Raw genomic sequence first — 21318 nt, 5'->3', positions numbered from 1 at the left:
TCTTGTGGCATGACGCAATCTTAGACCTTCATTGGTTAAAACAGCGGCGCGATTATCTTAAAGGAAAGTCTTTTAGATTTAAAAATTTTCTTAAATAATGCGCCACTTTTTGCGCTATAAAGCAGAGCGCTAACCACTTCAGGTTTAACCCGTTAAATTAATAACTGTGATTTTGTTTAAAGGTCTCTAAAGATGACTTTAAACGACCTGCGATATCATCATTATAATTCGCAGTGCCATCAATCTCACGCATCAATTCACTCTGCTCATCATGCATATAGCGTAAGTAAGCTTCTTCAAAAGAACCAATTTTTTCAACAGGAACGTCTGCTAAGAAGCCTTCGTTCGATGCATAAATAACTGCCGCTTGCTCAGAGATAGACATTGGCTGATATTGTTTTTGCTTCATCAATTCAGTCACGCGCTCACCATGATCAAGCTGTTCGCGAGTCGCATCATCAAGGTCTGATGCAAACTGAGCAAATGCTGCCAATTCACGATACTGAGCTAATGCAGTACGGATACCACCAGATAGCTTTTTGATAATCTTCGTCTGAGCAGCACCACCAACACGCGATACCGAGATACCAGCGTTGACTGCTGGACGGATACCTGAGTTAAATAGGCTAGACTCTAAGAAAATCTGACCATCAGTGATTGAAATCACGTTGGTTGGTACGAATGCAGAAACGTCACCAGCTTGAGTTTCAATGATAGGTAGCGCGGTTAAAGAACCAGTTTTACCAACCACTTCACCATTGGTGAATTTTTCTACGTATGCCGCGTTTACGCGTGATGCACGCTCAAGTAAACGTGAGTGTAAGTAGAATACATCACCAGGATAGGCTTCACGACCTGGCGGACGACGTAGCAATAGTGAGATTTGACGATAAGCAACGGCTTGTTTTGATAAGTCATCAAATACAATCAGTGCATCTTCGCCGCGGTCACGGAAGTATTCGCCCATCGTACAACCTGAGTACGGTGCGATATATTGAAGTGCTGCTGGCTCTGACGCTGAAGCGACAACCACAGTGGTATATTCAAGCGCACCAGTTTGCTCAAGCTTACGTACCACGTTAGCAATGGTAGAACGTTTTTGACCGATTGCCACGTAGACACACTTAATACCAGAGGCTTTTTGGGCAATGATCGCATCGATAGCCATGGCGGTTTTACCCGTCTGACGGTCACCAATGATAAGCTCACGCTGACCACGACCGATTGGAATCATGGTATCAACGGCTTTATAACCAGTCATGACTGGTTGATCAACTGATTGACGGTCGATAACGCCTGGGGCGATTTTTTCGACTTTATCAGTCATCTTGGCATCGATAGGACCTTTGCCATCAATAGGGTTACCCAAAGCATCAACAACACGGCCTAGCAACTCAGGACCTACGGGTACTTCCAAAATGCGACCAGTACAATAGGCTTTTTGACCTTCTTGTAGTTTTAGGAAGTCGCCTAATACTACTGCACCAACAGAATCACGCTCTAAGTTAAGCGCCATTCCGTAGATTTCACCTTCAAACTCAATCATTTCGCCGTACATGGCATCTTCAAGACCATGAATCTGCACGATACCGTCAGATACTTTGACAATCGTGCCTTCATTCTTTGCAGTTGCACCCGCATCAAGGTCTTGAATACGCTGCTTAATCAGATTACTGATTTCCGCTGGATTCAATTGTTGCATTGCCTTGTTTCCTTTAATTTATGATAACCCGCCAGTGACTTAAATGCTCTTATATCACGCAAGCTTTATTAAGCTGCACGGATGATTGGCATTAGGCCGTTAGCTGTGTTTTTAACTGTTGTAACTTGCCACGCATCGAATCATCGATAACTTTGTCACCGACTTTAATCGTAGCGCCCGCCAATAGATTTGGATCAACCGACTCGTGAATCACCACGCTCGCATTGAGCGAGTCAGCAAGACGCGTTTGCAGCGTCTGACGCTGAGCATCGGTTAATGGATAAGCAGAGGTCACATAAGCGTCAAGCTGCTTTAAGCTTATTGCCTTGTGACGGCGATAATGCTCATAAACTTCAGGAAGCAGCGCCAGACGCTCTTGTTCTGATAACTGTTTAACGAAGTTACTAAGTGCTACTGATACTTTAGGATAGCTGGCGTTTTGGTCATGACGAGCCCCTTGGGTCTCACCTAATAACTGCTTAAAAGCAGAATCATTCGCGCTAGCTACTTGCGTATCATAAAGATCGACCAAAGCAGCTGACTTATGCTCAGCAGAAACAGCTGGATTGTCTAGCCAAGTACTGAACGACTTGTCATTGACAACGGTAGCGGCAATAAATAAGAAGTTTTCCCACTCATTTACTACCTCGTTTTCATTGGCATAGTCAAACGCGGCTTTAGCGTACGGTCGTGCTAAGGTTGATAAGTCAGCCATGATATCCTCACAATTACAGCTTCGCCGCCAGTTGGTCTAACATACTGGCATGTTTTTGCACATCGACTTTGTCTTGCAAAATCTTTTCAGCGCCAAGAACAGCCAGTTCAGCGACTTGGGCACGTAATGACTCACGTGCTTGATTGATTTCTTGGTCGATTGCCGCTTGTGCTTGCTGACGAATGCGCTCGCCTTCCGCTTGTGCTTGCGATTTTGCCTCTTCAACAAGTTGAATGGCGCTTTTGTTCGCTTGCTCAATCAGAGCAGCAGCTTTGGTCTTAGCTAGATCAAGCTCCTGCTGAACGTCTCGCTCCGCGGTCGCCAAGTCTGCTTTTGCTTTTTCTGCTGCATTTAAGCCTTCAGCGATTTTACGCTGACGATCGTTGATTGCGCCGATAAGTGGTGGCCACACGAACTTCATGCAAAAAACCACAAATATTGCAAAAGCAATGGCTTGACCGATGATGGTAAAATTGATATTCACGTGATCACCTCTTTGTTAATGAAAAATCAGTTTCATTGTTTGGGTTTGATCGCCAAATTTTGACTGACTGTCTTTGACGAGCGTAATAGACAAACTTTGACAACCAAACTTTGACAACTGAGCTTTCTGATTAACCTGCTAGAGGGTTTGCGAATAACAATAGCATCGCAATACCAACACCAATCATTGGAATCGCATCCAAAAGACCTGCTACGATAAACATACGAGTTTGCAGCTGTGAACCAAGCTCTGGCTGACGTGCAACACTTTCTAGGAATTTGCCACCTAACAGGGCAAAGCCAATACCTGTTGCAAGGGCGCCTGCGCCAATAAGTAATGCAACTGCGATAACTGTGTAACCACCTAATACTGGATCCATTGATGTATCCTCTTTACCTATTTATTGATGAAGTGTCTAATTAATGTTCAGTTGACGAGGCTAATGATAAGTAAATTATCGTCAGCATCATGAAAATGAACGCTTGAAGGGTGATAATCAAGATGTGGAATATTGCCCATGGTACTGATAGTGCCCACTGAATCCAGAACGGCATCAAGGCAATCAAAATAAATACCAATTCACCGGCATACATGTTACCAAACAAACGTAAGCCAAGTGATACTGGTTTTGCAATCAAAGTCACGACTTCTAAGATGAAGTTGACTGGGATTAATATAATTTTCAAAACAATATTATCTGCACTAAAAGGATGCAAGGTCAGCTCACTGATGAAGCCGCCAACGCCTTTTTCTTTAATGCTATAAGCGATAATCAATGCAAAGACCGAAAATGCCATGCCCAAGGTAATGTTAGGGTCAGTGGTCGGTACGATCTTGAAGAATACGTGATGGGGATCGTGTCCCATCGCCGCTCCAATTTGACCGGCCAAACCTGGTATGAAGTCGATAGGCATTAAATCCATCAAGTTCATTAACCAAATCCAGACGAAGATGGTTAACGCTAGAGGTGCTATTAGCTTTGAAGTACCGCTATAAGACTCGCGAACGTTGTTATCAACAAACTCAACGATCATCTCAACTGCTGCTTGAGTTTTGCTAGGAACGCCTGAAGTAACTTTTTTGGCAACCATCCAAAAGATGGCACAAAATAAAATACCCAGACCGATTGACCATAACATGGAATCAAGATGGATAGCTTTAAAACCCATCAACCCTGCTTCTTCAGCAGTATAAGCAACTTTCCAACCTTCGCCCGGCAAATAACCGTACGTCCAATGCGTTAAATGGTGAGAGATATATTCTGATGATGTTTGCTCGGCTGCCATAATGTAAGCTTCTTATTAATCAACGATTTAATCAACTACCAAAAATATGGTTGTCATCTGATGAGGTTTAGCAATGTCTATTTATCTTGGTAACAAGCAGGCAAATAAATCACACTAACGCACTCATTTAACCAACAACATCCAACCCATAATTCTATTACTAATACTACATCTAACAGCTTAAGATAAATTTTAGTTATCAAAAAAGGGCTTATGATAATTCAGTAATAGCCCTTGCATGTAGACGCAAAATTATTATATATGTGCTTGCTTACTGCCACATTTTTGTAGCTATCGCTCAATTCGGTGCTTAGCAGCAAGACAGTTAGCTGTCTATATTAATGCAGCGTTGTAATCGTGTAAAGTCAATTATGACTTTTTTATTTACGGTATGAATACGTTAACCGCTGTTAACGTTCGCTACTATGGCTTTGCGTCTATCCATCAAAGCCGATAATTCAATTGTATTTGAACACCCTATTTAAAAAGAGGGTTACTTATCGCGATTTTTACGCTTAGCTCTAATTAAGCGTCTTTATTCATACTTTTATTGTAAAAACAGTTTTCAGTCACTTAATCATTGATTGATGACTTTATAACAGTAATCTTAGAGAAGCTGGACCGCAGGATGACAAATGTATGTGCTGTATTATTGAGCTATTAAAATTATAATAGCTTATAAAGTTAGCGTATCTGCCACAACATCCAACTGTAACTAATCTGCATTACCATAAAACCGACGAATAGCGCAGGCGCTGATAGAGGTTGTATGGTAATAAAAATTAGTGCAAAACCACATACGGTCAGTAGCCATTTGACCATTTGACCCCGATATAGCTGGCTGACAATATGTCTGCGCGCGCGATATCCGGTATACCAAAAGATAAATCCAGCAAAGACCGCTTGGGTGGCAAAACTAAGTAGCGCACCAATAGCGTTACTCTTTGCGATAACAAGCGTATTGCCGTTATTACCCAACCAAGTAACATCTACTATCCAACCGAGCACAATCAGGATAAATAAAATCCATGCTTGGCGTTTTAGATAAATAGCAATCTTATCTCTTTGGGTGCGTTTGGCAGGCTTGGTCATTGATATTTCTATAGCTCTATAACGTGGGGACAACGCCGCACCGTTGCGACAATATTATCCGTGAATGGCTCACTCTACAGACGTTATCTTTTAACCAAAATAAAACGCCACTTATTATAGGGAGCAAGCAGATTTTAAGCAAGTGAAATATGCCTTTTATCAAGCATTTAGTTATTTAGCGCTGAAAATCTCTCTACAGAGTCAATAAAGTAGCACTAATAACCTCTAAATCCATCTATTCTACCGTTAATTTAACTTGCATCATTTCAAATAGCCTAAAAGCTCAGCTTGCTATTAGGGTTACCGATATTTAGGAAATACACTGACGGATTTGCTGTGCCATTGTCTGCCAGCCGCTAACAAAATCTTTACTGTTGCTCATGTCTTCCGCTTGCACGGTACTTTTAACTGGCTGTAACTTTGTAAGCAAACCTTTAGCAGGCTGACTTGGACTAACCAAGCACATTTGTTTTGCTGGGCGCTGCTCATTTAACCAGCGCAACTGACTGGCTTTTGGCGCTAAATGATGGTCAGTACTTAAGCTGCCAATTAATTGGAACTTGGCGCTGTCTTCCATATATTGATAAGCATCATGATAGGCCCAATACGGCAAAGGTTTTTGCGTGTGGTTTGCATGAGCTGACGCCACGGCTTTATTCATGCGCTGGGCAAATTTTTGCGCATTGGCATGATAGAGCTTTTTATATTGCGGATTGGCATGACTGTGAATGACAGCAAGCGCTCGCGTAATGGCTTTAGCGTTTTCAGGATCGAGCCAAATATGCGGATCGAGCGTACCAGCAATGGCTTTGCCTTTAACATCACGCAGCGGATGACGATTAAAGGCGTCGAACTTAAATAACGTAATCGCATTAGGCGCGCTATTGAGCGTGGTGGCTAGGTTGTTTTCTAGCGGCTCGCCAAACCAAACCACAAACTTACTATTTTGAATGGCCTTGATATCGCCGGGACTGATACTGCCGTGATGTCCGACCTCCCCTGCTTGCAATAATTGCTTGGCTGATGGCGCGCCTTCCGTCACCGCTTGGCTTAATAAAAACAGCGGATAGTTACTGACGCTCACCGTTGCTGCTTGCGCGCTCATCATGAACGAGGCAAATATAAGCACGCCAGTTATGAACAATCGCTGTAAGCGCAGAGGTAAATGCATAAAGTTTTTAAATAATGGAATCATAATGGCGGCTTTTAAGGTTCAAGGATAAATGACAAAGATAGTTATAAATATTTTGCAACGTTATTCTAGTTATAAAACAGCAGACCTGTGAATAAATGCAAAGGACCTCTCTGTTTTACATTTTAGTATGTTATACTATAACAATATAAAAAACCATTATAAAATATCCATTAACTAAAAATACTGTTCATCACACCGCTAAACCGTCTTTAGGAGCTTGCTGCATGTCTACTCATTCATCTGTTTGCGCTCATGTCCATGATGTGCAAGATTTTACAGCGTCCGATGTCAATGAGCGTTTACTAGCAGCCAAAGAGCAATGTCGCTCAAGCGGCGCGCGCTTTACGCCGCTGCGTCAGCAAATCTACCAGTTGGTGCTAGAAGCCAATAAACCAGTGGGCGCTTATGATCTAATCACTCAATTGCAGCAGATGCGCCTTGCCGAGCCTGAAGCAGTAAGTGATAGCTCGAGCCATCAAGCAAATACTCAAACGCCAAAAAATGTCGCGCCGCCGACGGTTTATCGCAGCTTGGAGTTTTTATTGAGCGAGGGCTTGATTCACCAGCTAACCTCGATTAATGCTTATGTGCCTTGTTGTCACCCACGCGCCCAACATACAGCGGCGTTTTTAATCTGTGCCCAGTGTGAGCGGGTACAAGAATGCAGCAGTTTGCCAGTACAAGAAATGATGAGCTTTGCAGAGCAAGACGTTGGCTTTACGGTCGAGCGTAGCGTCATTGAATTGAGCGGTCGTTGCCAAGCGTGTCAGTAAAATAACGGTTTGCTTATATTTTTAACCTGAATTTTAGGTTTACGCTTTCATGCTGAATCATTATTCTGCCATTTCTTAATTGTCATTAATACATCAGTACTATCCTATGAGCCTAGCAATTTTACCAACCAAGCCATCTGCTATGAATACAAGTGATAAATCCATGCCTAACGCGGCTAAACTGCTGAGCTTAAGTAATATCAGTTACCATATCGGGCAGCAACGTATCCTCTCGCATATCGATATTGATATCGCTGTTAATGAAACGGTTAGTCTGATCGGACCCAATGGCGCGGGTAAATCCACCTTAGTTAAACTAATTTTAGGTTTAATCGAACCGACCAGTGGCCAGATAACGTCGCACCAAAACTTGCAACTTGGCTATGTGCCGCAGCGCTTTGCCGTGCCGCCTATTTTACCGTTACGCGTTTGCGATTTATTGGCGCAAGCCGATAAAAAACGCTTAACGGCTGAGCAGCGGCAATTTATCTTTGATAATTTGTCGTTGACGCATTTATTGTCGCGGCAAATGCTGCATTTATCAGGCGGTGAAACCCAGCGAGTATTATTGGCGCATGCCTTATTAGACAAGCCCAATTTATTAATTTTAGATGAGCCGATGCAAGGACTAGACCCTGATACCGAGGTTTGGCTGTATCAGTTTATCGATGAGCTGCCGGAGTTTTTGCGCTGTGCCATGCTGGTGGTGTCGCATGATTTGCATTGGGTCATGAAAGGTAGCAGGCGTGTCATTTGTTTAAATAAGCACATTTGCTGCGAAGGGCAACCAAGCGAGCTTGCGATTAGTTCGGAGTTTCAGAAGCTTTTTGGCCATCATTATGAGCAGCCTTATGTGCATCAACCGCACGCTTGTGAGCACCATGCCCCAAGCGAGATATAATTAAAAAACCAAGCTTTTTAGGCAAATTGCCTTGTTCCTTTTATAAAAACGTTACGGATATCTATTATGACCGCTTGGTTAGCCATCATAGCTCCTGCTTGGATTGCTGGTAGCATTTTAGCGCTACTTTCTGCGCCTTTAGGCTGCCTAGTCTTATGGCGGCGCATGGCATTTTTTGCCGATGCCTTGGCACATGGCACGTTACTTGGTGTGGCGTTGGCAGTTTTGTGGCAATTACCGATGGGCATTGGCATTGGCATCGTCAGTATTTTGGTGGTACTGGGCCTAGTATTCATCGACGATGAGCGTCTGCCGGTCGATGCGGTGCTGGCGGTGGTTGCGGTATCGCTGCTGTGTTTAGGGTTATTAACTTTGACGCAGCTTACCGATCAACAAGCCAATGTTTTAGGTTTTTTATTTGGCAATTTGCTCGAGCTTGACTGGGCAGATTTGCCGTTGATTGCAGTAAGTGTTTTGGTAGGCTTAGGATTACTGATTTATATCTGGCCAGCACAAATCAAGCTTGCGACTCATGAGGCTTTGGCACGGATTCAAGGGATTAATCCGATGCGCCAGCGTTTGTTTTTTATGGGCGTATTAGCTGGGTTTTGTGCTATTGCTTTGCAAGCGGTTGGGAGTTTATTAATCAGCGGGCTATTGGTGTTGCCAGCATTAACAGCGCGTTTATGGTCGGCCTCACCAAAACAAATGGTTGTTATCTCTTTAATCATTGCCCAGCTCGGCGTTACGCTTGGCGTTTGGGGAAGTATTTGGCTAGATATCCAAACGGGGCTTGCTATCGTTTTGGTACTGGCTATTTTATTTTTTGTGGCGCTCATTATCTCAAAGCTAATAAGCAAAAAATCAGGGTCCGAATCCATATTAGCAAAATTCTGGTCCCCACGCCGTTAGCGTTATTTACATGTAGCACCAAATTACCACGTACCTCAGCCATGACATTTAGGTCGTGATTTTGATATTTACTTGGCCTTTGTCGAACTTTATTTCATCAATATTGCTAGAGCTTTAATGCCCATTATGTTATAAACTTTCCTGAATACTATCAATGCGATAGTTGGCGAATTTTTGAGTTAATAAATACTCGGTACACCAATTTAAGATGTTTTTTTAACGAACGTTTTCGTTTCATCATATTTTAATTTATTATCGTTTTGCTTGATAAGGGACTAACCCCCATGCTTAGCTACCCCGCCAGCGCAGTCAACACGCCCGACGGACAAGTCAATGTTTTGCAAATTACCGATTTGCACTTATCCTCCCACGTGCCTGCGGCGGCTGACGAAACCAGTAGTGAAGTAGCGGTTTGCCAATACAATTTTGAGGCGATTATCAAGCAAGCGTTGAGCGCAGAGCGGCGCTGCGATTTGATTCTCGTGACAGGCGATTTGGTCGATAAAGTACAAGCAGAGATTTACGATCATATTTTTGACGTACTACAAGCAACGGGCATTCCTTTTGCTTGTATCGCCGGTAACCATGACGTTACCGATGAAAACAACAGCGAGCTGCCATTTTTTCAGCGTGAACTGATTGCCAGACCCGCGGACAGACGCTTATTGAACCGTCATGTTATCGAAACCGACCATTGGCAGTTGTTGTTAATAGATTCTTCGATGACAGGCAAGGTAGAAGGAGAAGTGGCGCTAAGCGACATTGATTGGCTCTGTAAGCAGCTAGAGACATGCGCTAAGCCTGCGCTTATTGCGCTGCACCATCATGTGATAGCGGTCGATTCAGATTGGATTGATCAGCATATGGTCGAAAACGCCGATATTTTTTGGCAACGGCTGGCAACATTTGAGCATCTCAAAGTCATTATCAGCGGCCATACCCACCAAGAGCAAGTCCGCCATCGGCATGGGGTAACGGTCTATAGTACGCCCTCTACCTGCTATCAGTTTAAGCCTTTTGAAGATGATTTCGCTTATGATAAAAGCGCCCTTCCCGGCTATCGCTGGTTGCAATTAGCCAACAATGGAGAGGTTGCAAGCTGGGTCGAAAGACTAGATACTTGACAACCAGTTTTATTGGCAGAAATTTGGCTAGTATTTAGCTAGTATAATACCGCCAGAGTGTGTATGTTATAGGGCTAGCTAAAATTACTGGTTATAGACAGCTACAGCGTGATTGCTAATACTAGTAACCTAACCGTAAAGCTAAAAATGATAAATAAGTTATATCATAAATAATGTAAAAAATGAGAACGGTCTACATTTAGACAAAATTATAATAGCTAGGACGGCTAAATTGACCGCAAGCTAAGTTTCCACAGTCAGTGATTTGTATCTTTATTTAACGGCTAGCATTTAAATAAAAAGATTCATAACAATATACCTGACCATTGATAATCGATAGATCGCTAGCAGCATATCGAAATAACCGTATGTTTAGATCAGCTGTGTTACTTGTGTCACTAAGTGGTAAAACGCTTATAAAAGAAACCATTTATAGCGTTTGATAAATTGATAACGCCTTGTCTGTCGATAGGTCGTTTTATTGAATTAATTTGAAAAAGTAGGATACCCATATGAGCACCCTGACCCCAAACCCAAATCCAAGTGATGTAAAGTTTACCCCTTATGCGCCTGCCGAAAACGAAGAATACATGTCGGATGAACAATTGGCGCACTTTAAAGCCATTTTATTAGATTGGAAGCATCAATTGATTGGCGAAGCAGATCGTACCAAGACTTATATCCAAGATGAGTCCAGTGCCATGCCTGATATCAATGACCGCGCCACTCAAGAAGAAGAGTTTGCCCTAACCTTGCGAACGCGTGATCGTGAACGTAAGCTGATTCGCAAAATTGATAAATCTATCGCTGAAATTGAAAACGAGGATTATGGATTTTGTGAAACTTGTGGCGTCGAGATTGGCCTGCGTCGTCTTGAAGCCCGTCCAACCGCGACCCAGTGCATTGACTGTAAAACTCTATCTGAGATTAAAGAGCGTCAAAACCAAGGCGCTTAAATCCAGTTATTTTAATAGTCATTAATCATTTAAATACAAATACGAGCGACCATTCATTGGTCGCTCGTTGCGTTTTACGGCGTTATTTTTTATTAAATAGCTTTTAGTGGTTGACACGGCACCAACAAAATACGCATATTTAGCAAATATCTTTTTGGCATCGATTTATTTATTCTATCTATTTCCACTTTCGCTAAGTGTCTATTTTGAAAACATCTGCTACCTCTATGGCAAACACGCCTATTACTCCTACTCTGCCCCAACCTATTGGCCGTTTTGCGCCATCACCAACCGGTGAGCTGCATCTTGGTTCCTTAACCACCGCACTTGCCAGCTTTTGTCAGATCAAATCTCTTGGTGGTAAGTGGCTACTACGTATCGAAAACACTGATACCGAGCGCTGTGATCGACAGTTTACCGAGCAGATTTTGATTGATTTAGAAGTGCTTGGGCTGCACTGGGATGGCGATGTCGTCTACCAATCTGAGCGCCTTGATATTTATAACGATTACTTATCTTCAAGCCTATATCCGCTGACTTACGGCTGTCAATGCTCGCGTAAAAGCCTTGAGCGTTATTGGCAGCAAAAAGCGATGGAAGAAAGCATGGACGCAGAGCAGGCACAGGAAAAACTACTGAACAGGCAACGCTATCCGCGCTGTTGTCTAAATGCCAATCTTGATAAAGAAAAAAACAAACTGCGTATACAGCTACCAGATTACCGTATTGGCTTTAAAGATGGTATTCAAGGTGTGCAATGGAGCAATCCGCAGCAAAGCTTGGGAGATATGGTGGTGCGTCGCCAAGACGGCATGATCAACTATATTTTGGCTGCTAGCCTCGATGATGGCTTGCAAGGTGTGACGCATATTATGCGTGGCTTGGACATTTTACCGATGACCACCGCGCAAATTAGCATCATGCATGCGGCGCATTTGCCAGCTATCGATCATTGGTACCATTTACCATTGATATGCAGTCCTGATGGTCAAAAGCTCTCTAAACAAAACCTTGCCCAGCCAATTGATACCCGTGACCCAAGTCGTCTAATTGCCCATGCTTTGCAGCTATTACAGCAACCTGCCGTTGATAGAGACACGCCGACAAACATGCTTACCCAAGCAATTGCGCAATGGGACAACTCGCCATTACAAAATATGCAGACTTTTAATACAAGCGACATTTAACAAAAAACGCCGCTATAAGCGACGCTTCTTTATCATCAATAACTGGATTGCCGTAAACACTCTAATCATTACACGACTTAGTAATAACGGCACTGGCTCTTTTCAATCTCAGGGCTTTCTTTATAAATCCTTAGCAATACTGCGACCATTACTAAGCTAATCAGCATCGATGAGCCGCCATAACTGAAAAACGGCATGGTCAACCCTTTGGTGGGAATCGCGCCCATATTCATCGCCGCATTAATAATTGTCTGCGCAATAAACACCACCGCGATACCAAAGGCGGTATAGCTCATACGCATTTGCCGGCGTTTTAGGGCATTATAACTGATGCGCATCGCACTTCCGATAATCAGCGCCTCAAAGATGAGAATCATGGTCACCCCAACGAAGCCCAACTCCTCACCAGTAATGGCTAGTAGAAAATCGGTATGCGCCTCTGGTAAATGCGACAGTTTTTGCACGCTTTCGCCATAGCCGACGCCAGTAAACTGACCGCGACCAAAGGCAATTAAGCTACGGGCTAGCTGATAATCGGTATCTTGTACATCATCAAAAGGGTCCAAAAACGACATTACCCGTACCAGTCGGTATTGTACGGTCGCCACCATTAATACAGCACCGCCAACGGCCACAGCGCCGAGCGCGATAAATTGTTTATAAGGCGCACCAGCAATATAAAAGATGGCAAAGACCGTCCCAATAATAACCACAAACGAGCCAAAATCTGGTTGCGCGAGCAACAGAACGGTGATTAATCCAACCACGATGGCTATGCGTAAAAACCCATCCCAACCGTTACGTACCTCAAATGAGCGCCGTACAACGAAGTCTGAGACAAAGATAATCATCACCAATTTGGCAAGCTCTGCGACCTGAAAATTAAAACTACCGAGCGTGAGCCAACGCTTCGAGCCATTAATAGGCGTACTAAATAAAGTGGCAAATAACAATAACCCTGTGATGGCCAAGAGCATAAACTGGGTTTCGGTTTTATAAAGCCTTTTTAGCGTTACTGCTTTATAAGAAATACCAGCGATAACCAGCCCAATCGCCATGTATAAAAGCTGATTATAAAAGAAATGCAGCTCGCTCATGCCGCGACTAAGGGCAAACGGGATAGAAGCAGAAGCTACCATCAATAAGCTGAGCACCAACATACAGCCAACGCTTGCTAATAAAATGGCGCGCGCTGAGGGCATGGAGAGAACGCCATCTGAGCCAGTAGCTCGCGGCGATTGAGAGTTTGATCGAAAAAAAGAAGAGAGCGCCATAATTTTGTATACACTAGCAAACGAGAAAACACGGCGTTATAAAACGCCACCGTTTAAAAAAATGAAATCAATTTTATCCAATAGATAATAGCAGACAGCAAAGCGGCGACAAACCCCGATTGTTAATCGTTTAGCTTGTCAGTATTAATGGTACAGTGGTTAGCAACATGAATAGCAACGATGGTTTGCAAATCGTTTATCGCCCGCTTTATTACCTAGTTGACAGTAGCAGCAATTTATAAGCAAAACAATCATTTATCAAAAAACGCCTGCCATTTTATAACGCTAAGCCAAACCACTTAAAACCTAACGCTGATACTACTTCAAGCCAAAACGTATGATAAAGCGTCAAGATGCTTTATGAAGCCTTGTCTAACTGGTTGACCAGCTGACTAAAGTACTTGCCGCGTTCCGCAAAACCACTAAACTGATCGAAACTGGCACAAGCTGGTGATAAGAGCACCGCTTGTACCTGCGATAAACTGCTTTTTGTGACTTGCTGTATCGTCGCAAAAGCGCCTTCTAGCGTTTGACATTGATGCATATAGACATCATCGTCGTTGATACCAGCGGCGCGTAAATGTTGCTCAATCTGCTGGCTATCTTCGCCAATAAACAACACTTGGCTGACGTATTGATTGATAAATGGCGTTAATTCGCCAAATTGCTGACCTTTACCCTGCCCACCTAAAATTAATAGTAGCTTACCGTCTTTAGGCGCATATACCGCTCCTAAGCCCTCGACTGCCGCCATGGTTGAGCCAATATTAGTACCCTTAGAATCATTAAAATAATCAATGCCATCGACCGTAGCCACATATTCGCAGCGATGCTCAAGTCCTGTAAAATTCTGCAAGGTGGCGAGCATACTATCAAGCGGTAAACCGGCAAGCTCGCCAAGTGCTAAAGCTGCTTGCGCATTGAGTAAATTATGCCGGCCTTTGATACGCAGTTTGTCTGCCGACAGCAAACGCCCGGTCCCGCGGGCCAAATACGTCTGCCCTTCTGAGTCGGTAATCAGTCCATATTGACCTTTGTCAGGGGCGTGAATGCCCGTGCTTAAGCGTGGCAAATTATCCGCCACTAGCGGCCGCGTCAAGGCATCTTCGCGATTTATCACTACAGACTTGGCGCCTTGAAAAATACGATGCTTGGCTTGATGGTAGCCGAGCATATCGCCATGGCGGTCTAGGTGGTCAGGAGACATGTTAAGTACCGTTGCCACTTGTGCGCCTAAATTGGTCACCGTTTCTAACTGGAAACTTGATAGCTCGAGAACTGCCAATTCCATCTCGGTATTGGACAATAACGTCAGTGCTGGCACGCCAATATTGCCGCCTACGCCAACATTGACCCCAGCATCGGCGGCCATTTGTCCAACCAAGGTGGTGACGGTACTTTTAGCGTTAGAGCCTGTAATCGCAACAATCGGTACGCGGCACGCTTCACAAAATAGCTGAATGTCACTGACAACGGCAATATTCGCCTCTCGCGCCGCAGCAACCGCTGGGGTTTTTAAAGAGATACCTGGACTGATGATAATACGAGCCGCTCGCTGCAATAAATCGGCATCTATCGCGCCAAACTGGCGAATCTCAACAGCAGCAGGTAATTGCTCTGCTAAAATGGGATTGACTTGATTGTCGGTGACAGCGACTTGGTAACCTTGCTTGGTCAAATACTGCGCAACCGACAGCCCCGACTGCCCCAAACCGACCACGACTTGTAAACCACTGCCCTTATGAAGTAAGGCTTCTGTTGCGGTGTTAGTGGTCATATCTATTCCTTTTATCTATTGGACGAACAAAATTGTATCAAGCATCTTGGCTTTATCAATAGTATTGATAATGGCTTTTTATAGTGGGCTTTACGCTAAACGTCAGGGCTACAACTAATCTCAGCCAGTTTTAGCAAGTCTGAACCAGCTTGAACCAGTATGAGTAAGCTGCTGTGGATGATGAGCATCATAAAGCCATTGCCGCAATTTCGGTACTGGTTTTTTGAGGCTTTGTGTTATTATGCGCCTGTTTTTATATTGCGCCGCTAATGCTATAATAGCCGCCTTAATAAGAAGCGCTACGATAGTAAGCGCTCTTTAACCAAATCTTTAATTTAGCATTTTAGTTTAGCATGTTGTCACCTTTATCGCGCCATTGTCATCGTCCTGCAGTTATGTTTTTTATGCTGAGGTGGATATGACAGGCAACCGCTGCCCCATATTTTGGCGTTTTGTCTGACAAGAGACGTATCTTCTTCCACCGTATTTCACGGTAAACACTTATTCATGTTTTTAAGAGCTGTTATCCTACTGATTAAGGGTAACGGTTTGTGCGATACAGCTATAAAGGTCGATAACCGTTAGTCTCGATACAATCATTTTAGGGTGACGCTTTATTGCTCGATCATAAATGGTTGTTTTTTTTGCCTCTAACCCTACTATACAGTTTACTTATGACATCTTTTTTTGGCAGTTTGCGTGAAGAGTGGTTTTCCAATATTCGCGGTGATACGTTATCAGGTTTAGTGGTCGCACTAGCCTTGATTCCAGAAGCGATTGCCTTTTCTATTATCGCTGGTGTCGACCCAAAAGTCGGTTTATATGCTTCATTTTGCATCGCCGTGGTCATTAGTTTTGTCGGTGGACGTCCAGGAATGATTTCGGCGGCGACTGGCGCAATGGCACTGGTGATGGTTGATTTGGTCGCCGAGCACGGGCTGCAGTACTTGCTTGCCGCTACGTTACTTTGCGGCGTCATTCAAATCATCATGGGTATTTTAAAACTTGGTAACTTGATGCGCTTTGTGTCGCGCTCGGTGGTCATCGGTTTTGTCAATGCGCTGGCGATTTTAATCTTTGCCGCCCAGCTGCCTGAGCTGAACCCGATGACTGAGCGCGTCGGCATGACGGTTTATATCATGACGGCGGCAGGCCTTGCGATTATTTACTTATTTCCGCTGCTTCCTAAAATCGGACGCGTGATTCCCTCACCGCTGATTTGTATCGTTGGTTTGACTGCGGTTGCCATGTATATGAATCTTGATATTCGTAACGTCGGTAGCATGGGCGATTTGCCCGATTCTTTACCGGTGTTTTTATTGCCTGACATTCCGCTGAACTTTGAGACCCTAATCGTTATCGCGCCTTATTCTATCGCGCTTGCCATCGTAGGTTTATTAGAATCTATGATGACCGCGACCATCGTCGATGAATTGACTGATACGCCAAGTGATAAAAACCGTGAGTGCCGTGGTCAAGGCATGGCCAACGTCGTGTCAGGCTTCTTTGGCGGTATGGCAGGCTGCGCGATGATTGGGCAATCAATGATTAACGTCAAATCTGGCGGCCGTACGCGTTTATCAACACTTATTGCTGGCGTGGTGCTACTCATCCTGGTGGTATTTTTAAGTGAGTGGGTCAGCCAAATTCCGATGGCAGCATTGGTAGCGGTGATGATTATGGTTTCTATCGGTACCTTTAATTGGCAATCTATTCGAGAATTTAAAACCCACCCACTGTCCTTTAATATCGTGATGCTGGCGACCGTGATAACCACTGTTTTTACCCATAATCTCGCGTACGGCGTCGGCGTTGGTGTGCTACTTTCAGCATTGGCGTTTGCCAATAAGATCGGGCAATTCTTAACGGTCTTTAGTGAGTATGACGACAGTAGCAATACCCGTTATTACTACGTGCAAGGACAGGTCTTCTTTGCCTCAACGACGCAGTTTTTGCAGAGCTTTGATACCAAAGAAGCGTTGGACAGCGTACAAATCGATGTTAGCCACGCCCACTTTTGGGACGTGAGTGCCGTCGATACCTTGGACAAACTGGTCATGCGTTTGCAGCGCGAAGGTATTGATGTCAAAGTGGTTGGACTCAACAGCGCCAGCCGTACCCTTATCGATCGCTTTTCGATTCACGATCGCCGAGATATTGGACTGTTAGATTAAACAAAACGGTATTGCTGTTATCAAGCTGAGCGCAATAGTGTCTTTATTGTTCAGCAATTATATTGGTATATAAAATCAGGCTCGCGGCTTAAAGGCACTCCTTTAAACCGTGAGCCTGATTTTATTATTGAGATATGTGGTGCCCTTATGAGTAATTTGAAGCCAGATAGTGTGATTGCTTGCTTGGACTGTCCCAATCATGTGCAAGCGGTATTGGATGCTAGTATGTGGGCCTCTATTCGTCTGCAAGCACCCATTGGTCTGCTGCATTCTGTACCAAGTTTGCAACAAAAAGCTGCCGTTGATTATTCTGGTTGTCTCAATATTGACGATGAAAATGTCTTGCTAGACCAATTCACCACACAAGAGCATTTGAGCAATAGCGAGCTAAAAGCCCAAGGTAAACTGCTGCTGCATCAGGCCAGCACTTATTGTGAGCAACAAAGTCACAAGCTTAAAACTTATACCTTACATCGGCATGAAAGTCTGAGTGACAGTATTGATTACGTCGATGACAAAGCACAATTAATGGTCATCGGTCATCATGTGACTTGCAAATCAACCTTGAGTCAGCTGATACGTTTGAGCCACTGCCCCATTTTGGTGACGCATGCACCATTTTTGCCCCCAACGACGGCGTTATTTGCTTTTGATAACAGTCCAACTTCGCATAAGCTGCTCAATTGGCTGTGTAAAACGCCGCTTATTCGTGCGTTGACCGTACATATTGTCATGGTTGCTAAAGAAAACTCAGAAAACTGCGATGCACTGCGGGAAGCCTATGCGCGCCTTAAACAAGCGGGTATCAAGTGTAAAAAAGCCTTGCTCGACTGCCGTGATGTGACCGCTGCCTTAAATTACTATCAAAGCAAAAATGATATTGGGCTGCTGATGACCGGCGCCTTTGGGCAACCGCGTCTGCTTGAGCTGCTAAAAGGTAGTGAAACCAAAAAACTACTTGGCAGTACCAAAACCCCGTATTTACTCTTCCCCAAAGCTTAAAACCTTCTTTTTATGTATAAACTTTTGATTTTAAACGCTATTATTCATAATGGCGTTTTTAATAATCGACGTTTTTACAATGCTTACGCGCTTACTTTTCTCCTATCTCTTCCCATTTTTCTTATCAAACCTCTTATCAAATCGTCACATGAAATAAAGTGATAGCCTCCCCAAGGGCTTAAAAAGTTGGTTATAATAAAGTGTTTATTCTCCCAACGTTAAAGGTTGATAACTCCAACTTATATCCCTAAAAGCATAGTTATTGTTGCGATATAGGCAAGAGTTTTTGTCATTATCATGGTTATTTTTAAGCAAATGCGCGCAACCCTACCAACCCCCTTGAGTAGGTTTGGCACAATTCTTGAACTATTTACCATGAGCCTGACAATAATACGAACCAGCAAACGGTCTCTATTAACCTGCGACATCATCTATATAAGGATTTTTTTATGAAGCTAATCACTGCGATCTTAAAACCATTTAAGCTCGATGATGTGCGCGAAGCGCTTTCTGACATCGGTGTAAAGGGTGTCACCGTCACCGAGGTCAAGGGTTTTGGTCGTCAAAAAGGTCATACCGAGCTCTATCGCGGCGCTGAATACGTGGTGGACTTTTTACCTAAAGTGAAAGTTGAGGTAGCAGTGATGGATGAGATGGTCGAACCTGCTATCGAAGCCATTACGCGTATCGCCAGTACTGGCAAAATCGGTGACGGCAAGATCTTTGTGACCAATCTTGAGCAAGTCATTCGTATTCGTACGGGTGAGACAGGTCCTGACGCTATTTAATAATTAAGCGACAGACCACCTATAAACACTGATTTATAGGTTATCTCGATCACTGTATTGCATCTATTCAAGGGGGAATTAATATGCAAAACCAAATCTTTGAGCTCCAGTACGCGCTAGATACATTTTATTTTTTAATCTGTGGCGCGCTAGTCATGTGGATGGCCGCCGGCTTCACCATGTTAGAAGCTGGACTGGTACGCTCAAAAAACACCGTCGAAATCCTCACCAAAAATATCGCCCTCTTTGCCACCGCCTGTACCATGTATATGATATGCGGTTATGCCATTATGTATGATGGCAATCTGTTTTTGAGTGGTATTGCTGGCACTGAAACTTTAGTAGCAGATGCATTAGCGACCTCAGCTGAAAATGGCTTTGCTGGCGATGCCGTATATTCGGCCGCCTCTGATTTCTTCTTCCAAGTGGTTTTTGTCGCCACCTGTATGTCAATCGTTTCAGGTGCCGTAGCTGAACGCATGAAGTTATGGTCTTTTTTGCTGTTTGCCGTTGTTATGACCGGAGTTATTTACCCATTAGAAGGCAGCTGGACGTGGGGCGGTAAAGCCGTGTTTGGCCTATTTAGCCTTGGCGATTTGGGATTTTCTGATTTTGCGGGCTCAGGTATCGTCCATATGGCAGGAGCCGCTGCCGCGCTATCAGGGGTCTTGCTGTTAGGGGCGCGTAAAGGTAAATATGGACCTAACGGTGAGATACGTGCAATTCCGGGTGCCAATTTACCTTTAGCAGCGCTTGGTACGCTTATCTTATGGATGGGTTGGCTTGGGTTTAACGGCGGCTCCGTGCTCAAACTTGGCGATATCACCAGTGCCAATGCAGTTGCGGTAGTGTTTTTAAATACCAATGCCGCTGCTGCCGGTGGAGCCATCGGCGCCCTTATTATCGCGCGCGTTATCTTTGGTAAGGCAGATTTGACCATGCTCTTAAATGGTGCATTAGCGGGTCTGGTCGCCATTACTGCCGAACCGTCCACCCCGTCGGCGCTGCAAGCAACGTTATTTGGCATGACAGCAGGCGTTATTGTGGTCATATCAATCCTTGCATTAGATAAAATGAAAATCGATGACCCAGTCGGTGCTATCTCTGTACATGGGGTGTGCGGCTTGTTCGGTCTGATGCTAGTGCCATTGACCAACTCAAATGCTACTTTGCTCGGTCAAATTGCTGGTGCAGCAACCATCTTTACTTGGGTGTTTATCAGTAGTCTGATAGTCTGGAGCATCATTAAATTTGTCATAGGTCTGCGTATCTCTGAAGAAGAAGAATATCAAGGAGCAGACATCGCTGAATGTGGTATGGAAGCCTATCCAGAGTTTATAAGGTAACAAGTATTTAAGAGGGTTTTATTGTTGATTTGCTAATCATCGATAAAACCCTTTTATTAAAAACCTATCCCATCAAAAATCCCGCAAAACCTTTCAGTCTTGCGGGATTATTTATTCTTTAACAGTTTGTCTTTTTATAATGCCCAGTCTAACAACTGAACTTTATAGAGTAAGATTATATTGGCTTATTTCTTTTTCCACGTTTGGCTACGTGAGAATGGACCTAAGTGACCTTTTAGAGCCAAGTTGCTGCCGCTTAAGTTAGCAGTCAATTTATAAGTCTTGTTCTTTTCAGGGTCGGTGATTGTACCGCCACTATATTTACCACCGCCGTCAGCTTTTAAACCAGAAATAATAGTCATACCAACGTGCTTCTTACCTTTTTCTGAAGTCGTGCTGATAAGCTTACCCGTTAGGACGCCGTTAGACTCAGTGATTTTAACCACGCCTTTTGGCTTACCTTCATCAAAAGTCTGCCAAGTAGTGTTGTGTAATGGGTCAGCGGCAAATGCCATGCTTGCCATACTGATACCAGCAACTGCTAAAGTGGTTTTTGTGAATAATTTCATAAATTGACTCCCTTCATTTAATGATTACTAGAAACGGTGTGTTTCTAATGTCTTCGCTTAT

The 21318-nt window shown here is 43.9% G+C and carries 20 protein-coding genes; 10 read left to right on the top strand and 10 right to left on the bottom strand.

Annotated elements, in window-relative coordinates:
- Window positions 1–157: 157 nt before the first annotated feature.
- The 7 genes from atpA to FOR85_RS08125 form a co-directional block, all read right to left on the bottom strand.
- The gene (gene atpA / locus FOR85_RS08155; protein ID WP_144297508.1) at window positions 158–1702 is read right to left on the bottom strand and encodes a F0F1 ATP synthase subunit alpha; all 1545 of its coding nucleotides are present in this window, start codon (window positions 1700–1702) and stop codon (window positions 158–160) included.
- 91 nt (window positions 1703–1793) lie between these two features.
- Complete coding sequence (locus FOR85_RS08150; RefSeq protein ID WP_144297507.1) at window positions 1794–2417, bottom strand: F0F1 ATP synthase subunit delta; 624 nt, start codon at window positions 2415–2417, stop codon at window positions 1794–1796.
- A gap of 13 nt (window positions 2418–2430) precedes the next feature.
- Window positions 2431–2901 carry a F0F1 ATP synthase subunit B gene (locus tag FOR85_RS08145; protein ID WP_144297506.1) on the bottom strand — a complete coding sequence of 157 codons (471 nt, stop codon included), beginning with the start codon at window positions 2899–2901 and terminating at the stop codon, window positions 2431–2433.
- A gap of 130 nt (window positions 2902–3031) precedes the next feature.
- Window positions 3032–3280, bottom strand: coding sequence for a F0F1 ATP synthase subunit C (atpE, locus tag FOR85_RS08140; protein WP_105244316.1), 249 nt, complete (start codon window positions 3278–3280; stop codon window positions 3032–3034).
- A 40-nt stretch (window positions 3281–3320) separates the two neighbouring features.
- The gene (gene atpB, locus FOR85_RS08135; protein ID WP_144297505.1) at window positions 3321–4187 is read right to left on the bottom strand and encodes a F0F1 ATP synthase subunit A; all 867 of its coding nucleotides are present in this window, start codon (window positions 4185–4187) and stop codon (window positions 3321–3323) included.
- Between the two features lie 684 nt (window positions 4188–4871).
- Window positions 4872–5279 (bottom strand): ATP synthase subunit I, encoded by a 408-nt coding sequence (locus tag FOR85_RS08130; protein ID WP_144297504.1) that lies wholly within the window; start codon window positions 5277–5279, stop codon window positions 4872–4874.
- Between the two features lie 310 nt (window positions 5280–5589).
- Window positions 5590–6474, bottom strand: a complete 885-nt coding sequence (locus FOR85_RS08125) for a metal ABC transporter substrate-binding protein (RefSeq protein WP_144297503.1) — start codon at window positions 6472–6474, stop codon at window positions 5590–5592.
- Between the two features lie 224 nt (window positions 6475–6698).
- Between FOR85_RS08125 and FOR85_RS08120 the strand changes: the two genes are divergently transcribed.
- The 6 genes from FOR85_RS08120 (at window position 6699) to gluQRS (ending at window position 12327) form a co-directional block, all read left to right on the top strand.
- Window positions 6699–7247 (top strand): transcriptional repressor, encoded by a 549-nt coding sequence (locus FOR85_RS08120; RefSeq protein WP_144297502.1) that lies wholly within the window; start codon window positions 6699–6701, stop codon window positions 7245–7247.
- Between the two features lie 163 nt (window positions 7248–7410).
- Entirely contained in the window at window positions 7411–8148 is a 738-nt protein-coding gene (locus FOR85_RS08115; RefSeq protein WP_144297518.1) for a metal ABC transporter ATP-binding protein, read from the top strand.
- A 66-nt stretch (window positions 8149–8214) separates the two neighbouring features.
- Window positions 8215–9060, top strand: a complete 846-nt coding sequence (locus FOR85_RS08110) for a metal ABC transporter permease (RefSeq protein WP_144297501.1) — start codon at window positions 8215–8217, stop codon at window positions 9058–9060.
- Between the two features lie 284 nt (window positions 9061–9344).
- Complete coding sequence (locus FOR85_RS08105) at window positions 9345–10184, top strand: metallophosphoesterase (RefSeq protein ID WP_144297500.1); 840 nt, start codon at window positions 9345–9347, stop codon at window positions 10182–10184.
- Between the two features lie 512 nt (window positions 10185–10696).
- A complete protein-coding gene (dksA, locus tag FOR85_RS08100; protein WP_068404274.1) occupies window positions 10697–11140 on the top strand; it encodes an RNA polymerase-binding protein DksA in 444 nt (147 codons plus the stop codon).
- A gap of 227 nt (window positions 11141–11367) precedes the next feature.
- Window positions 11368–12327, top strand: coding sequence for a tRNA glutamyl-Q(34) synthetase GluQRS (gene gluQRS, locus FOR85_RS08095; protein ID WP_144297517.1), 960 nt, complete (start codon window positions 11368–11370; stop codon window positions 12325–12327).
- A gap of 77 nt (window positions 12328–12404) precedes the next feature.
- On the opposite strand, the gene FOR85_RS08090 is transcribed toward gluQRS, so the two are convergent.
- Complete coding sequence (locus tag FOR85_RS08090) at window positions 12405–13529, bottom strand: FtsW/RodA/SpoVE family cell cycle protein (protein WP_144297499.1); 1125 nt, start codon at window positions 13527–13529, stop codon at window positions 12405–12407.
- A gap of 430 nt (window positions 13530–13959) precedes the next feature.
- Window positions 13960–15378 (bottom strand): UDP-N-acetylmuramoyl-L-alanine--D-glutamate ligase, encoded by a 1419-nt coding sequence (gene murD / locus FOR85_RS08085; RefSeq protein ID WP_144297498.1) that lies wholly within the window; start codon window positions 15376–15378, stop codon window positions 13960–13962.
- A gap of 674 nt (window positions 15379–16052) precedes the next feature.
- Here murD and FOR85_RS08080 point away from each other — a divergent pair.
- The 4 genes from FOR85_RS08080 (at window position 16053) to FOR85_RS08065 (ending at window position 20688) form a co-directional block, all read left to right on the top strand.
- Window positions 16053–17552, top strand: coding sequence for a SulP family inorganic anion transporter (locus FOR85_RS08080; RefSeq protein ID WP_144297497.1), 1500 nt, complete (start codon window positions 16053–16055; stop codon window positions 17550–17552).
- 147 nt (window positions 17553–17699) lie between these two features.
- Window positions 17700–18554: a universal stress protein gene (locus FOR85_RS08075; protein WP_144297496.1), complete on the top strand. Its 855-nt coding sequence runs from the start codon at window positions 17700–17702 to the stop codon at window positions 18552–18554.
- Between the two features lie 449 nt (window positions 18555–19003).
- Window positions 19004–19342 carry a P-II family nitrogen regulator gene (locus FOR85_RS08070; protein WP_011514651.1) on the top strand — a complete coding sequence of 113 codons (339 nt, stop codon included), beginning with the start codon at window positions 19004–19006 and terminating at the stop codon, window positions 19340–19342.
- 83 nt (window positions 19343–19425) lie between these two features.
- Window positions 19426–20688 carry an ammonium transporter gene (locus tag FOR85_RS08065; RefSeq protein ID WP_144297495.1) on the top strand — a complete coding sequence of 421 codons (1263 nt, stop codon included), beginning with the start codon at window positions 19426–19428 and terminating at the stop codon, window positions 20686–20688.
- A gap of 185 nt (window positions 20689–20873) precedes the next feature.
- On the opposite strand, the gene FOR85_RS08060 is transcribed toward FOR85_RS08065, so the two are convergent.
- On the bottom strand, window positions 20874–21257 hold the full coding sequence (locus FOR85_RS08060; RefSeq protein ID WP_144297494.1) for a DUF2147 domain-containing protein: 384 nt from the start codon (window positions 21255–21257) through the stop codon (window positions 20874–20876).
- Window positions 21258–21318: the final 61 nt, after the last annotated feature.

It is taken from the genome of Psychrobacter sp. YGAH215 (genome assembly GCF_007280595.1).
GTDB classification, from domain to species: Bacteria; Pseudomonadota; Gammaproteobacteria; order Pseudomonadales; family Moraxellaceae; genus Psychrobacter; species Psychrobacter faecalis.
The sequence above is the reverse complement of the archived record's forward strand: the minus strand, read 5'-3'. Positions and strand labels throughout refer to the sequence as shown.

What these genes read in the sequence shown, in the direction of transcription:
- FOR85_RS08105 (WP_144297500.1), top strand. Translation starts at nt 9,345, where the DNA reads ATGCTTAGCTACCCCGCCAGCGCAGTCAACACGCCCGACGGACAAGTC.
- murD (WP_144297498.1), bottom strand. Translation starts at nt 15,378, where the DNA reads ATGACCACTAACACCGCAACAGAAGCCTTACTTCATAAGGGCAGTGGT.
- dksA (WP_068404274.1), top strand. Translation starts at nt 10,697, where the DNA reads ATGAGCACCCTGACCCCAAACCCAAATCCAAGTGATGTAAAGTTTACC.
- FOR85_RS08120 (WP_144297502.1), top strand. Translation starts at nt 6,699, where the DNA reads ATGTCTACTCATTCATCTGTTTGCGCTCATGTCCATGATGTGCAAGAT.
- atpA (WP_144297508.1), bottom strand. Translation starts at nt 1,702, where the DNA reads ATGCAACAATTGAATCCAGCGGAAATCAGTAATCTGATTAAGCAGCGT.
- FOR85_RS08150 (WP_144297507.1), bottom strand. Translation starts at nt 2,417, where the DNA reads ATGGCTGACTTATCAACCTTAGCACGACCGTACGCTAAAGCCGCGTTT.
- FOR85_RS08065 (WP_144297495.1), top strand. Translation starts at nt 19,426, where the DNA reads ATGCAAAACCAAATCTTTGAGCTCCAGTACGCGCTAGATACATTTTAT.
- gluQRS (WP_144297517.1), top strand. Translation starts at nt 11,368, where the DNA reads ATGGCAAACACGCCTATTACTCCTACTCTGCCCCAACCTATTGGCCGT.
- FOR85_RS08110 (WP_144297501.1), top strand. Translation starts at nt 8,215, where the DNA reads ATGACCGCTTGGTTAGCCATCATAGCTCCTGCTTGGATTGCTGGTAGC.
- atpB (WP_144297505.1), bottom strand. Translation starts at nt 4,187, where the DNA reads ATGGCAGCCGAGCAAACATCATCAGAATATATCTCTCACCATTTAACG.
- FOR85_RS08075 (WP_144297496.1), top strand. Translation starts at nt 17,700, where the DNA reads ATGAGTAATTTGAAGCCAGATAGTGTGATTGCTTGCTTGGACTGTCCC.
- FOR85_RS08080 (WP_144297497.1), top strand. Translation starts at nt 16,053, where the DNA reads ATGACATCTTTTTTTGGCAGTTTGCGTGAAGAGTGGTTTTCCAATATT.
- FOR85_RS08070 (WP_011514651.1), top strand. Translation starts at nt 19,004, where the DNA reads ATGAAGCTAATCACTGCGATCTTAAAACCATTTAAGCTCGATGATGTG.
- FOR85_RS08090 (WP_144297499.1), bottom strand. Translation starts at nt 13,529, where the DNA reads ATGCCCTCAGCGCGCGCCATTTTATTAGCAAGCGTTGGCTGTATGTTG.
- FOR85_RS08125 (WP_144297503.1), bottom strand. Translation starts at nt 6,474, where the DNA reads ATGATTCCATTATTTAAAAACTTTATGCATTTACCTCTGCGCTTACAG.
- FOR85_RS08115 (WP_144297518.1), top strand. Translation starts at nt 7,411, where the DNA reads ATGCCTAACGCGGCTAAACTGCTGAGCTTAAGTAATATCAGTTACCAT.
- FOR85_RS08130 (WP_144297504.1), bottom strand. Translation starts at nt 5,279, where the DNA reads ATGACCAAGCCTGCCAAACGCACCCAAAGAGATAAGATTGCTATTTAT.
- atpE (WP_105244316.1), bottom strand. Translation starts at nt 3,280, where the DNA reads ATGGATCCAGTATTAGGTGGTTACACAGTTATCGCAGTTGCATTACTT.
- FOR85_RS08060 (WP_144297494.1), bottom strand. Translation starts at nt 21,257, where the DNA reads ATGAAATTATTCACAAAAACCACTTTAGCAGTTGCTGGTATCAGTATG.